Source organism: Methylibium sp., assembly GCF_013817345.1.
In the GTDB taxonomy this organism is placed as follows: Bacteria; Pseudomonadota; Gammaproteobacteria; order Burkholderiales; family Burkholderiaceae_C; genus Methylibium.
Genome location: NZ_JACDCW010000107.1, coordinates 1 through 12,944, shown reverse-complemented (window position 1 = coordinate 12,944; position 12,944 = coordinate 1). Strand labels below are relative to the sequence as shown.

The following is a 12,944-nucleotide window of genomic DNA, read 5'->3' as shown; positions in this document are numbered from 1 at the left end:
AGCCAGCAACAAGGACGCCGGCGACGAGGAGGCCATGTACTTCGACGCCGACTACATCCGCGCACTCGAGCACGGGCTTCCGCCCACGGGCGGCTGCGGCATCGGCATCGACCGGCTGATGATGCTGCTGACCGATTCGCCCAACATCCGCGACGTGATCCTGTTTCCTGCGCTGCGCCGGGAATCCTGAGGCGGCCCGCCTCGCGCTGAAAGCGCCGGTCAGCCGCTCGCAGCGGCCCCGCGAGTCGCGCGCGGGCTCAGGTCAGCCGCGGTGTTCTCGCCGGATCGGCACCGCGCTCGAATCGGTCTTCCACTTCGCCGATGTAGGCGGCCAGCGTGTTCGAGCTGTCCTGCACCGCCTGGCGAAGCTCGGCGATGCCGGCATCCACGTGCGCCATTACCTCGCTTTGGGTGACGTCCAGCCGGGCTTCCAGGCGGCCCAGTTCGGCAGTCATTGAGGTCTGCAGTGCCGTGAAGCGAGAAGCTTCCGCCTGGTCGGCCAGCACGCGCTGCGCCTGCAGCTCCTGCGTGTGCCGGCGCGTTTCCATCAGCACGCGGCCTTGCCACCAGGCCATGTAGACCAGGAAGATCGCCGCCAGTGCCGTCAGCACGCCGAGCAACACCAACCCGAGGGGCGCCTGGACCGTGTCGACGACCAGCGAGAGCGTGGTCGGCGCGATGAACGCGCTCCAGTTCACCGTCACGAAAACCGCGAACAACAGGAGGAAGAGGACGGTCAGGAGCAGTCGGGCGGTCATTCTTTTTCTCGGTCGGCGCACAAGGAGCGGTCAATGAGGCGCGGCGGCTCTCAGCGGTGCTGGAACTGCGGTTTGCGCTTGGCGAGGAAGGCGTCCATGCCCTCCTTCTGATCCTGCGTGGCGAACATCGCGTGGAACATGCGGCGCTCGAACGTGATGCCCTCGGCCAACGGACTTTCGTAGGCGCGGTTCACGCATTCCTTGGCGGCCATCAGGCTGGGCAGCGACAGACCGCACATCGCGTCCGCCGCAGCTTGCGCCTCCTCGAGCAGCCGTTCGGCCGGCACCACGCGCGAGACGAGGCCGGCGCGCTCGGCCTCGGTGGCGTCCATCATGCGGGCGGTGAGGATGAGGTCCATCGCCTTGGCCTTGCCCACGGCGCGCGGCAGCCGCTGGGTGCCGCCCGCCCCGGGCACGATGCCGAGCTTGATCTCGGGCTGGCCGAACTTCGCGGTTTCCGCAGCGATGAGCAGGTCGCACATCATCGCCAGCTCGCAGCCGCCGCCGAGCGCGAAGCCGGCCACGGCACCGATCACCGGCTTTCTCACGCTGCGGATGGCTTCCCAGTTGCGGGTGATGAAGTCACCCTTGAAGACGTCCGCATAGTCCATCTGCGACATCGCACCGATGTCGGCCCCCGCGGCGAAAGCTTTCTCGCTGCCGGTAAGGACGATGCAGCCGATGGTGTCGTCGGCGTCGAAGGCCCGCAGCGCCGCACCCAGCTCGTTCATCAACGCATCGTTCAGCGCGTTGAGCGCCTGCGGCCGGTTCAGCGTGATCCAACCGGTCTTCAGCGCCAGCGTGCCGCGGGTGTCGGTGAGCAGATTTTCGTACCCCATGGCGGGCGCTCCTTGATCGGGGCTTCACTGTACAGGCCGGCGCGTGCGGTAAGTAACGGCAGCGTCCGCGGCACTCGGGCGGGCCGGCCCAAACGACTCGGGCCTGCGTTAATCTCGCCACAAGCAACAAGACGTTTGCATGGCCATCATTTACCGCAAGACGGAAGTCGGACAAGCCGAAATCGCCACACGTGCGCTGCGCGTGCCATTGCGCGTGCGTCAGGCGCTGATTCTCGTGGACGGCAAGCGAAGCGATGCGGAGTTGCGCAAGCTGATTCCGCCCCCGGCCGACGAAGCGCTGCAGGCATTGCTCGATCTCGGATGCATCGAGGCCGTCGGTGGCACGGCTGCCGCCGCGGCCAGTGCACCTGCGAGCGCGGCAGCGCCTGCCCAGGCTGCTGCGCCGGTGGTGCTGACGCTGGTGGAAACCTGCCAGCGAGCCGTTCGCTGGCTCAGCAACAGCCTTGGCCCCTATGCCGATCCGCTCAGTCTGCGCATCGAAAAGGCCAAGAACCGCGAAGACATGCGCTCGGCACTGGTTCTCGCCAGCAGCTTCGTGCGCCAGCAACGGGGCGCCGCGAGCGCCACCGAGTTCGAACAACACGTCGGCCTGCCGCCCGAGGCCGGCTGACGCTGCCGGTCACGGCTCGGCACAGTGCTCGGCCGGGCCGAGCCACCTCAACGTTGTGCTCAAGCGCCGTTGGCAAGCCAGCCGGCCCGGCGAACCAAGGCCTCGGCCGGGGCCTGCGCATCCACGCTCAGTGCCACCGGGCCGTGGACCTGCGCGTTCGGCAAGCTCAGCTCCAGCAGACGCTGGTCGCGCGCCGCCAGCAAGGGCAGCGGCCGCTCGAAGGCACCTAGCGCCGCCAGATCGTCGAGCTTGCGAATGCGCCAGCCGTCGAGCGCTAGCAACTCGTCGCCCGCGGCCAGCCCGGCTTTCTCGGCCGCGCCGCCGCGCATCACCGCCTGCAGCTTGAGCTGACCGCCTGCGTCCGTGACCCGTGCTCCCAGCCGCTGGGCCAGCGTCGCGGTCTCCTCCTGCCAGACGATGCCCAGCCCCTCGAGCAGCGGCTCCAGCGGCAAGTCGGCGCTGCCATGCACCCAGGAGGCCAGTTCGGCCTCGTATGAACGGCCGCCCACCTCCTGCAGCACCGCCGCAATGTCGGCCTCGTCGATCGGGCCGCCCCCCGCGCCGCGAACCGCCGGGCGGCCCTCTGCCCGCGCAGCGGCAGCGCCGCTGCGGGCCCACAGGCCGCGCATCACCTCGTCGAGCGACCCTCTGCCTTCGCCGCGCAGCGTGAGGTCGAGCGCCAACCCGACCAGTGATCCGAGCGCGTAGTAGCTGACAGTAGCGTTGACGGTGTTCTCATCGGGCCGGTAGTACTTGACCCAGGCGTCGAAGCTCGCCTGGGCCACGCTCTGCACCGCCCGCCCCGGCGTGGCGCGCACGTTGTTGATGCTCCGGGCCAGCAGCTTGAGGTAGCGCGGCACATCGATCAGCCCGGCACGCAGCAGCAGCAAATCGTCGTAGTAGGAGGTGAATCCTTCGAAGAACCACAGCAGCTCTGTGTAGTTCTCGCGCGTGTAGTCGTAGCGCGCAAATTCCGCCGGCCGCAGGCGCTTGACGTTCCAGGTGTGGAAGTACTCGTGGCTGATCAGCCCGAGCAAGGTGGCATAGCCTTCGCTGGCCGCCTTCATGCCGGTGCGCGGCAAATCCCGGCGGTTGGCGATGAGCGCGGTGCTGGCGCGGTGCTCCAGGCCGCCGTAGCCGTCTTCCACCGCATTGAGCAGGAACAGGTAGCGCTGGAACGGCGGCTTGCCCGAGCCGCGGCCCGGCGTGCCATGCCAGAAAGCGATCTGCGTCTCGCAGATCCTGCGGCTGTCGGCCAGCAGGCGTTCGCCGTCGAAGCCGGGCAAGGCCCCGGCAACCACGAATTCGTGTGTGACGCCGGCCGCCTGAAAGCTGCCGCGCCAGAAACGGCCGAGCTCGACCGGGTGATCGACCAGTTCGTCAAAGTCGGCGGCTTCGAAGCAGGCCCCGACCGCCGGCAGCGCGGTCGCCACCTGCCAGCCGCGCGGCAGCGTGCCCAGAACGAGCTGCTGCGGCTCCGCCTCGCGCCCCTGCACCCGCAGGAACACGCTGGTGCCGTTGAAGAAGCCGCGACTGGCGTCCAGATAGGCGGCGCGCACGGACGTATCGAACGCATACACCGAGTAGCTCACCGTCAACGCGCCGCGGCCTTCGCAATGCGCGACCCAGCTGCTCTTGTCGTGCTGTACCAGGCGCACGGCCCGCGTGCCCTGCCGCGCCTCGAGCTGCGAGAGATGGCGGGCGAACTCGCGCACCAGGTAGCTGCCCGGGATCCAGACCGGCAGGCTCAAGCCCTGCTCGACGGCCGGCTCCGCGATGGTCAGCGTGACGCGGAACAGGTGGGCGTGGGCGTCGGCCACGTCGAGGCGGTAGCGAATCATCGAAGCGACGGTTTGAAGGGGAACGGAGGCGAAACGAGCGCGCTGCGGGCGACACAAAAGAATACGCCACACGGCCTTGCGGCCATGCCGAGCAAGGAAATCTTCGAGCAACACGCCAGCGTCTTGCGGGTTCTCCTTCGTTTTCCGGTCTCTTTTATTTCTTGTTGAGCAACGGTGCGTTGAAAAAACAGCGGTTTATCTCCCGAGATGCGAGACATAGATTTGCTGCATCGCCACCCCGCTCGCCAAGGAGCTTCGATGAAGAGCTACTTCACCATTGCCGCACTGTCCGCTTTCGCCGCCCTCGTGAGCCTGTCGGCACAGGCGCAAACCGCGCCCATGACCCGCGCCCAGGTGTCTGCGGAGCTTGCAGCGGCTCGCTACAGCGGTGCCCTGGAGCACGTGCCCTCCGAAGGCTTCGGCCTGCCTACCCCGGCAGTCCAGGAGGTGGCTCCGGCAAACGCGCCTGCTGCAGCGGCAGCGCAGCCGGAGGCGCCGACTTCGCAAAGCGGCCTGACCCGGGCCGAGGTGCGCGCCGAACTGGCACGCGCTCGCGCCGCAGGGGAAATGGACTTCGCCGCTGCCGAGGTCAACGGTAGCTCGCCCTACGAGGCTCGTCCGGTGAACCCGCCGGTCTACGCCCGCCAGGGCAGCGATCGTTGAGAGCGAACCGGCAGGGCCGCCGCGTCAGGCGTGCATCGGCCCAGCCGTTCGCGCATGCTCAGCCCTTGCTGCTCGCCACCAGCTGCTTTTCGAGCTGATCGGCGGTGAGCATGCCCGGCACGCGAACGCCGTCCTCGAACACGATGGCCGGGGTGCCGTTCACGCGGTGCTTGCGGCTGAGTTCGATGTTGCGCTCGATCGGCGTTGCGCAATCGCCCAGCGGCCGTGGGGGCGTGGTGCCCTCGAGCATCCAGTTGCGGTAGGCCGCGGTGGCGTCCTTCGCGCACCAGATCGCCTTGGCCTTGTCGGGCGAATCGCCGCCAAGGATGGGAATGAGGAAGGTGTAGACCGTCACGTCCTTCATGCCAGTGAGCTCCTTCTCGAAGCGCTTGCAGTAGCCGCAGTTCGGATCGGAGAACACGGCGATGCGGCGCTTGCCGTTGCCGGTTTTCCAGACCACCGCGTCCTTCAGCGGCAGGCTGTCGAAATCGATCGCCGTCAGCTTGGCGATGCGCTCTTCGGTCAGGTTTCGCTTGTTTTTGAGGTCGAGGATTTCGCCGCGGATCAGGTAGGCCCCCTCGGCATCGGTGTAGAACACTTCGGTGCCGATGAGCACCTCGAACAAACCCGCCACCGGCGCCTTGTTCACCTCGTCGATCTTCGGCAGGCTGCTCAGGCGCTCGCCGAGCGATTTGCGGATCGCCGCCTCCTGCGGCAATTGCGCCGAGGCGGGCAGCGTGCCCATCGTGAGCGCGGCCAGGCCGAGCAGGCCGGCCACCGACGCGAGCGCGACAGCTTTGAACTTCATGGTGTTTCCTTGGTGAAGGCGCAGTGCTCGGTGAGCCTAGCTGCGCAGGGCGCGGTCGGTGAGCCAGCGCTTGAGCGGCGACAGGTGGTTGACGAGACTCAGGCCACGGTTGCGGAGTTCCTCGAGCGGTGCGGCCTCGTGCGCAAAAAGCTGCAACAAGCCGTCGGTGACGCGGCTCATCGCCCAGGTCGGTGCGGCACGCTCGCGAGCGTAGCGCGCGAGCAGCCGCTCGTCGCCGAGCGCACGCCAGGGTTCGCGCTTGCGGCCCTCGGCCAGCACCGTGGCCAGGGTTTGCACATCGGCCAGCCCGAGATTCAGGCCCTGGCCGGCCAGCGGATGCACCACATGCGCGGCGTCGCCGAGCAGCACCCAGCCCGGCCCATGCCAGCGCGCCGCGCGGGCCAGGCGCAGCGGCCAGGCGGCGCGGGCACCGCGCAGGCGCAGGCGCCCGGCTGTCCCCTGCGTGGCGTGCTCGAGCGCCTGCTCGAAGGCCGCATCGTCCAGCGCGAGGAGTTCATCGGCGCGTGCGTCCGGCAGCGCCCAGACGAGGCCGTAGCCCTGCCCGTGCACCGCGGCGGGCCAATCGGCCCGCTTGCCCCCGGCTGGCGCTGAAGTCGGCGTCGGTATCGAGGTGGGCGCCCGGGCTGGCGGCTGCGCCGCGGCGGGGTTCGCCGGCTGTTCGGACGCTGCCGGAGGCAGATCGAAGGGCAGCAGCGCCAGCACGTCGGGCGCACGGAACCATTGAAGCGCGGTGTTCTGATGCGGCCGGTCGCAATCGAGCCGAGCGGCGATGGCGCGCTGGCCGTAATCGACGCGCTTCATCTCGACACCCAGCGCCGCACGTTGCGGCGAATCGCGGCCGTCGCACAGCGCGGTCAGCGCGGCAGGCTCGGCCGTGTCGGTCAGCGTGACGTGCGGCGAAAACCGCAGGGCCGTGGCGAGTTCGCGCTCCAGCGCCGCCGCGTCGACGATCCAGGCCAGCTCTGTGACCCGCTGCTGCCACGCGCTGAATTCCAGTCTGCCACCCGCGTCGCCCTGAATTTGCATGGCGGTCACGCGGGTGGCCACGCTCGGCGTGGCGGCGAGCAGCGCGTCCCAGACACGGAGTTGCTGCAACAGCGCCACCGAACGCGCGCTCAGCGCGTAGGTGCGCACGTCGGGGCCGCCGGCCGGCGCTGCGCCGCCTAACGCCACGCGCAGTCCGAGCCGCGCGAGCGCAAGCGCCAGCGCCTGACCGACCGCACCGCGTCCGAGCACGCACACATCGAAACGATTCATTGCCGGCAATTGTAGGCAGCGCTTACTGCGGCTTTAGGCCGGCGGCACAATGATTCGACCGCAACTGCAGTCCTTCGCCATGCCCGTCTGGCTTCGCCGTTCGCTGATCGCTCTGGCGGTCCTGATTGCATTGCTCGTCGCGGGCGCTGCCTGGCTCGTCGCGAGCTTCGACCCCAACCGCTACAAGGGCCTGCTGATCGATTGGGTGCGTGAAAACAAGCAGCGCACGCTGGTCATCGACGGGCCGATCGGCCTGTCGGTGTTTCCGCGGCTGGAGCTGACCTTGCAGGGCGTCACGCTCAGCGAGCACGAAGGGCCCGAACCCTTCGCCTCGCTGAAGGAGGCGCAGCTGGCGGTGCAGGTGATGCCACTGCTGAAGCGCGAACTGGCGATCGACCGCGTCGCGGCGAGCGGCGTGCGCGTGGTCTACACGCGCAACGCCAAGGGCGAAAGCAACATCGACGATCTGCTGGCCGCTGGCGCCGCGAACCCCGCCGACGCGCCGGCGAGCGAAGCCCAGGAAGGAGCGGCCCTTCGCTTCGACGTCAGCGGCATCGAGCTAAGCGATTTGCAGGCCGATGTCAAGGACGAGGTGCTTGGCATCGATGGCCGCTTCGTGGTGCAAACGTTGGAGACCGGCCGGCTGGCCGACGGGGCTGAGTCGCCGGTGGAGTTCATCGGACGTGCGCAGTTGAAGCAGCCGGCGCTGGACGCCGCTATCGACCTCAGCGGGCAACTCGCACTCGACCTGCCGGCCGATGCGCCGGCCAGCATCGGCTTCACGGATCTGAAGCTCAGCCTCGTCGGCCAGGGTTTCGAGGTGGACAAGCTCGACGCGCGCCTCACCGGCGCGCTGGCCTACGACGGCAGGAGCGGCGCGGTGCGCGCCGACGATCTGCAACTGCTGGTCTCCGGAGAGCGGCTCGGCATGGCGCTCCAGGACAGTGCGCTGCGCGTGGCCTCGCTGGTGTTCGACCCGGCCCGGCGCGCGATTGCGCTGAAGGCGCTTGACCTCAAGCTCGCCGGGCGCAGCGGCGACAACACCCTCGCCGCCATGCTGGCCTGGCCGAGTCTCGAGGTCACGGGCGATGCGCTGAAAGGCAGCGCGCTCAAAGGCAGCGCCAGCCTCACCGGCAGCGGCGCCGATGCGCAAAAGCTGCAGCTCGGATTCGAGTCGCAGGCGCCGAGCGGAAGCTTCGAGCGCATCCGCGTGCCGGGCCTGAAGGTGACGGTGAACGGCAGCGGCGGCGGGCGCAGCGTGCGTGGCGAGGCAAGCACCGAACTGACGGTGGCACCGCAGCCGCTGGCGGTCGCGCTCGAAGCGCTCAGGCTGCAGCTCGCGTTCGCCGACCCGGCGTTACCGCCGATGAACCTGGCGCTGCAGGGCCAGGCCAAAGCCGGCGCACAGGACGCCAGTTGGGCCTTCGACGGCACGATCAACGAGCAAAAGTTCAACACCACCGGCAAGGCCGATCTGTCCAAAGACGTGCCCAACGTGCAGGCGCAGGCGCGCTTCGCTGCGCTCGACCTCACGCACTTCGTCGCCAAACCGGCGGCCGGCTCGAAACCCACCACGCAGGGCCGGAAGCCCGACAAGGCCGACGAGCCCGGCAAGGCGGGCGACACGCCGATCGACCTGAGCGGCCTGCAGGCGATCGACGGCAATTTCCAGTTTCGCGCGGGCACGCTGGTCTATCCCCCCTATCAGGTGGCCGACGCCGCGCTCGACGCGACGCTGGCCGGCGGCACGCTGCGCGTGAGCCAGCTCGCCGGGCGCGCCTGGGGTGGACGCTTCAACGCGCAGGCCTCGGCCCAGGCGGCCAAGGACCTGGCCGCGCAGCGCGTCACCGTCAAGCTCGACGCCAGCGACGTGGACATCGCCGCCTTGCTGGGCGACGTGGCTGACTTGCGCAAGCTAGAAGGCAAGGGCCGAGTCAGTGCCGACGTGGCGACGCGCGGCGCCAGCGTGGAGCAGTTCAAGGAGCAGCTCGGGGGCAAGGCCGCGATGCGGCTGACCGACGGCGCCGTGCGCGGCATCAACCTCGCCCAGGTGCTGCGCCAATGGAAGTCGGCGGTCACGCTCAACAAGGACGCTGTGCAGACCGCCCGTGCCGAAGAGAAAACCGACTTCTCGGAGATCAGCGCCAGCTTCGACATTCAAAACGGCGTGGCTCGCAACAAGGACCTTTCCGCCAAGAGCCCCTTCCTTCGGGTGGGCGGCGAAGGCTTGATCGACATCGGCAAGAGCCGCGTGGACTACCTCGCCAAGGCCACCGTCACCGCCATGTCCGAGGGCCAAGGCGGGGCCGACCTGGCGGCGCTGCGCGGGGTCACGGTGCCGGTTCAGCTGGCGGGGCCCTTCGACGCGGTCGACTACAAGGTGCAGTGGTCGGCGGTGGCGGCCGACCTGGTGGGCAAGCGCGCCAAGGAAGCCGTCACTGAGAAGGCCAAAGGCGCGCTCGGCGACGTGCTCAAGGGCCTGGGCGGAGCCGCGCCGGCAGCCGGAGCCGGTTCGGCGCCCGCGAAGAAAGATCCACTCACGGACGGCCTGAACAAGTTGTTCGGTCGCTGAACGCCGCGATTCGCGGCCTGAATGGCGGCAAGCGTTGCGCGTCGCCTCCTGCGGCGTCGCTGGCGAAGCCCACGAAACGCCGGCTGACCAAGCACAGGCGCAGGGTGCGACGCCAGCGCCTCGATAATCCCGCGCATGATTGAATCGAACGTGACGATTGCGGGACTGCACGTGTACCCGGTCAAATCCTGCGCCGGCGTCGACCTGGACGAAGTGCTGCTGATCGAGACCGGCCTGGAGTTCGACCGAGCGTGGATGCTGGTGGACGATCACGGCGAGTCCGTCAGCCAGCGCGAACTGCCCCGGCTGGCACTCGTGCACTGCGATCTGCGGCACAGCGAACTGGTGCTGCGCGCGCCCGGCATGCTGGCGCTGCATCTCGCACTCGATACCGTCGATGCGGCGGTGCGTGTGAAGATCTGGAACGACGAAGTCGCCGCCTACGACATGGGTGCGCTCGCGGCCCAGTGGTTCAGCGACTTTCTGCGTCAGCCGCTGCGGCTCGTGCGCTTCGACCCCGAACAAAAGCGTCTGGCGAGCCGTGCCTGGACCGGTGCGATCGAGGCCGAAGCCGCATTCAGCGATGAATTTCCGCTCCTCGTGCTTTCGCAGGCCTCGCTCGATGCGCTCAACGAGCGCCTGGCCTACCGCGACGTGGCCCCGGTGACGATGCAGCGGTTCCGCCCGAATGTCGTGCTCACCGGGCTGGACGCGCATGGCGAAGACTTTCTCGACGAGATCGCCTTCGACACGCCCGAAGGCGCCGTACGGCTGAAGCTGGTCAAGCCCTGCACGCGCTGCCCGATTCCCAACGTGGACCCGCAGACCGGCGAGTCGGGCACCGAACCGGGGGACACGCTGGCCACCTACCGCAGCGACTCGCGGGTGGACGGCGCGGTTACGTTCGGCATGAACGCCGTCATCGTCGAAGGCATCGAGTGCGCCCTGCGGGTCGGCCAGATCGGCCGGACAAGCCTGCTCTTCTGACAGCGCCGCGCCGGCTTGCAGTCGCCAGGCGGCAGCTCCGTTGCGCCAGCGCATCGCCCGCCGAGCCGGCACACCCCCCCATTCGTGCGGAAGCAGCCGGCGCCGGTCCAATTTGGCCATTCAGGGCGGTCCGGCGCGCTGCAAGCCTGCGGCGCGCGAGCTAGCATGGCTTCCGTGAAAGCGCCGCTCCGTCCATCGGCCCGGCCGCTTCGATTTGCCAAGAGGAGCTTGTCATGTCACTGCACCGCTGCCTGTTCCGCTCGCTGCTGCGCCGCTTGTCCTTTCAATACTCTGCTGCTGTGCTGGCCGCGGTCACTTCGGTGGGACTCGGCGTAGCCGCACCGATCCAGGCAGCCGAGAAGGCGGATTTGTCGGCGGCCGCTGGGCAGGGGCTGCGCGCAGGCCAGGCGGCATGGCCTCGCTGGCAGGGCCGCCTGGCCGTCACGTTCAGCAGCAGCGATCTTTCCGGCGGAGGCTACGGGTCAGGCTTCGACGGCGACGCCCACTCGATGCAAAGCCTGAGCCTGCTGGGCGACTACTACTTCACCCAGCAAGGCCTGGCGCCTGCCAGCCAATACAGCGGCGGCTTTCGCGCCAGCGGCGGCTTGATCGTCGGCGCCCGCCGGGCGGGTCACGGGTCCATCCTGCCGGCCAGCCTCTCCGGCCTGGACAGTGGCTTCAGCGCCGAGCGCCGCAGCTTCAGCCTGTCGGCGCCGCTCACCGCGCTCGATGGCAACGACCCGTCCACGCATTCTGTGCCCTACCTGGGCGTCGGCTACACCGGGCTGCAGGGGCTCAAGGGCAGCGGCGGCGGCTGGGGCTTCAGCGCCGACGTCGGCGTGATGGCCCTGCAGCCCCGTTCGGCCGTGCGACTCGGCCAGCAAAGCATCGGCGACACGGTGCGCGGGCTCGAAATCAGCCCGCTGCTCCAGCTCGGTGTGTCGTATTCCTTCTGAGCGAGAACGGGTGGGGCTTTGCGCGGCTCGGCGCGCGGCGGCGGCTTTGCCGTATAAGCTTCGCAATCCAATTTTTTCTGCCGCGAGCCGACCATGACCGAGATTTCCACCGACGTTCACCAACGCATCGATCAGCTCGTCAAGGGCCATCGCGTCGTGCTGTTCATGAAAGGCACGGCCCAATTCCCGATGTGCGGCTTTTCCGGCCGCGCGATCCAGATCCTCAAGGCCAACGGCGTGACCGATCTGGCGACCGTGAACGTGCTCGAAGACGAAGCGATCCGCCAGGGCATCAAGGACTACGCCAACTGGCCGACGATCCCCCAGCTCTACGTCGACGGCGAGTTCGTCGGCGGCTCCGACATCATGATGGAGATGCACCAAGCCGGCGAACTCAAGTCGCTGTTCAGCGCTTGAGTCTCGCCTTCGCCCCCCGCGTACAGACAGGCGGCGCGATGCGCTCGCAGCTACGCTCGTGCAGGCGTGGGGGCAGTCTGGGATTGCGCGCGTTCCGACCATGAACCGCCCCCGCCTGGTCGTCGGCATCACCGGCGCGACCGGCGCGGTTTATGGATCGCAGTTGCTGCAGCGAGCGCGCGAACTCGGCGCCGAAACGCATCTGATCGTCACGCCGGCCGGGGTGCTCAACGTTCACCATGAGCTCGGTCTGGACCGTAAAGCGCTCGAAGCACTGGCTGACTACGCCCACAGCCCGGCCGACGTAGGCGCCTGCATCGCAAGCGGCAGCTTTGCGACGGCGGCCATGGTGGTAGCACCATGTTCCATGAAGACATTGGCCGCCATTGCTCACGGCTACGGCGACAACCTGCTGACGCGCGCGGCCGACGTGACGCTCAAGGAACGCCGCCGGCTGGTGCTCATGGTCCGCGAGACGCCATTCAATCTGGCGCATCTGCGCAACATGACCGCCGTCACCGAAATGGGCGCCGTGGTTTTCCCGCCGCTGCCGGCCTTCTATCACCGGCCGGTCTCGGTGGCGGAGCTGGTGGCGGACACGGTCGAGCGTGTGCTCGCGTTGATCGGCCTAGACGGCGCCCAGCCCAGGGCGTGGACGGGGCTTTAGGCGCTGTTCGATTCGCCGGTTGCCGCACGCACGGAGTTGGACCGGAGCGCCGCACCTCAGCCGGCCTCGTATTCCCAGCGCCGCCGTGCACCGAACACCAGCTGCGGATAGGGAGCCCGGCCGCGGCTTCCGTTGTAGCGGCCCAGCGCCATGAACAGATCGCCGCCCTCTCTGTCGAGGTAGTGACGAAGGATCACGCACCCGAAGCGCAGATTGGTCTGCAGGTGGAACAAGCGACCGACATCGTCGTCGCCACTGCCGCCGATGACACGCAGCCAGAACGGCATGACCTGCATGTAGCCGCGGGCGCCGGCCACCGACACGGCGTACTTGCGAAAACCGCTTTCCACCTGTACCAGCCCGAGCACCAATGCCGGGTCCACCCCCGCGCGCCGGCTCTCGTACCAGAGGGTTTCCAGAAACTCGATGCGCGCCAGCCGATCGGGCTTGCGACGGCGCAGGCGCTCGCTCATCGCGCCGAGCCAGCGCAAGTAAGCCAGGCGCTCTTCGGTGCTGTCGAAAGTCGG

14 protein-coding genes are annotated in these 12,944 nt (G+C 68.4%); 8 read left to right on the top strand and 6 right to left on the bottom strand.

Features of this window, described 5'->3' with window-relative positions; all coding sequences use genetic code 11:
* The coding region (locus H0W40_RS16635; RefSeq protein WP_292448411.1) for an amino acid--tRNA ligase-related protein at window positions 1-190 on the top strand (190 nt) is incomplete at its 5' end.
* Window positions 191-257: 67 nt separating this feature from the next.
* Here the strand turns inward: H0W40_RS16635 and H0W40_RS16630 are convergent.
* On the bottom strand, window positions 258-758 hold the full coding sequence (locus tag H0W40_RS16630; RefSeq protein WP_292448408.1) for a LapA family protein: 501 nt from the start codon (window positions 756-758) through the stop codon (window positions 258-260).
* A gap of 50 nt (window positions 759-808) precedes the next feature.
* Window positions 809-1,597, bottom strand: a complete 789-nt coding sequence (locus tag H0W40_RS16625) for an enoyl-CoA hydratase (protein WP_292448405.1) — start codon at window positions 1,595-1,597, stop codon at window positions 809-811.
* A 139-nt stretch (window positions 1,598-1,736) separates the two neighbouring features.
* Here H0W40_RS16625 and H0W40_RS16620 point away from each other — a divergent pair, with 139 nt between their 5' ends.
* Complete coding sequence (locus tag H0W40_RS16620; RefSeq protein ID WP_292448404.1) at window positions 1,737-2,228, top strand: hypothetical protein; 492 nt, start codon at window positions 1,737-1,739, stop codon at window positions 2,226-2,228.
* A 59-nt stretch (window positions 2,229-2,287) separates the two neighbouring features.
* Here H0W40_RS16620 and H0W40_RS16615 read toward each other — a convergent pair whose 3' ends face one another.
* Window positions 2,288-4,069 carry a M61 family metallopeptidase gene (locus tag H0W40_RS16615; protein WP_292448401.1) on the bottom strand — a complete coding sequence of 594 codons (1,782 nt, stop codon included), beginning with the start codon at window positions 4,067-4,069 and terminating at the stop codon, window positions 2,288-2,290.
* Between the two features lie 258 nt (window positions 4,070-4,327).
* Between H0W40_RS16615 and H0W40_RS16610 the strand changes: the two genes are divergently transcribed.
* Window positions 4,328-4,732, top strand: a complete 405-nt coding sequence (locus H0W40_RS16610; RefSeq protein ID WP_292448399.1) for a DUF4148 domain-containing protein — start codon at window positions 4,328-4,330, stop codon at window positions 4,730-4,732.
* Between the two features lie 58 nt (window positions 4,733-4,790).
* Here H0W40_RS16610 and H0W40_RS16605 read toward each other — a convergent pair whose 3' ends face one another.
* Both H0W40_RS16605 and H0W40_RS16600 read right to left on the bottom strand, forming a co-directional pair.
* Window positions 4,791-5,540 (bottom strand): DsbC family protein, encoded by a 750-nt coding sequence (locus H0W40_RS16605; RefSeq protein ID WP_292448397.1) that lies wholly within the window; start codon window positions 5,538-5,540, stop codon window positions 4,791-4,793.
* A 36-nt stretch (window positions 5,541-5,576) separates the two neighbouring features.
* Complete coding sequence (locus tag H0W40_RS16600; RefSeq protein WP_292448394.1) at window positions 5,577-6,818, bottom strand: FAD-dependent monooxygenase; 1,242 nt, start codon at window positions 6,816-6,818, stop codon at window positions 5,577-5,579.
* Between the two features lie 79 nt (window positions 6,819-6,897).
* Here H0W40_RS16600 and H0W40_RS16595 point away from each other — a divergent pair, with 79 nt between their 5' ends.
* The 5 genes from H0W40_RS16595 (at window position 6,898) to H0W40_RS16575 (ending at window position 12,417) form a co-directional block, all read left to right on the top strand.
* Window positions 6,898-9,390, top strand: coding sequence for an AsmA family protein (locus H0W40_RS16595; RefSeq protein WP_292448392.1), 2,493 nt, complete (start codon window positions 6,898-6,900; stop codon window positions 9,388-9,390).
* 135 nt (window positions 9,391-9,525) lie between these two features.
* The gene (locus H0W40_RS16590) at window positions 9,526-10,377 is read left to right on the top strand and encodes an MOSC N-terminal beta barrel domain-containing protein (RefSeq protein WP_292448391.1); all 852 of its coding nucleotides are present in this window, start codon (window positions 9,526-9,528) and stop codon (window positions 10,375-10,377) included.
* Between the two features lie 233 nt (window positions 10,378-10,610).
* Window positions 10,611-11,333, top strand: a complete 723-nt coding sequence (locus H0W40_RS16585) for a hypothetical protein (RefSeq protein ID WP_292448388.1) — start codon at window positions 10,611-10,613, stop codon at window positions 11,331-11,333.
* A gap of 93 nt (window positions 11,334-11,426) precedes the next feature.
* Complete coding sequence (gene grxD, locus H0W40_RS16580) at window positions 11,427-11,750, top strand: Grx4 family monothiol glutaredoxin (RefSeq protein WP_292448386.1); 324 nt, start codon at window positions 11,427-11,429, stop codon at window positions 11,748-11,750.
* A gap of 100 nt (window positions 11,751-11,850) precedes the next feature.
* Window positions 11,851-12,417: a UbiX family flavin prenyltransferase gene (locus H0W40_RS16575; RefSeq protein WP_292448384.1), complete on the top strand. Its 567-nt coding sequence runs from the start codon at window positions 11,851-11,853 to the stop codon at window positions 12,415-12,417.
* 56 nt (window positions 12,418-12,473) lie between these two features.
* Here H0W40_RS16575 and H0W40_RS16570 read toward each other — a convergent pair.
* Window positions 12,474-12,944 (bottom strand): lytic transglycosylase domain-containing protein (locus H0W40_RS16570; protein WP_292448383.1); only part of this gene is annotated, 471 nt, incomplete at its 5' end.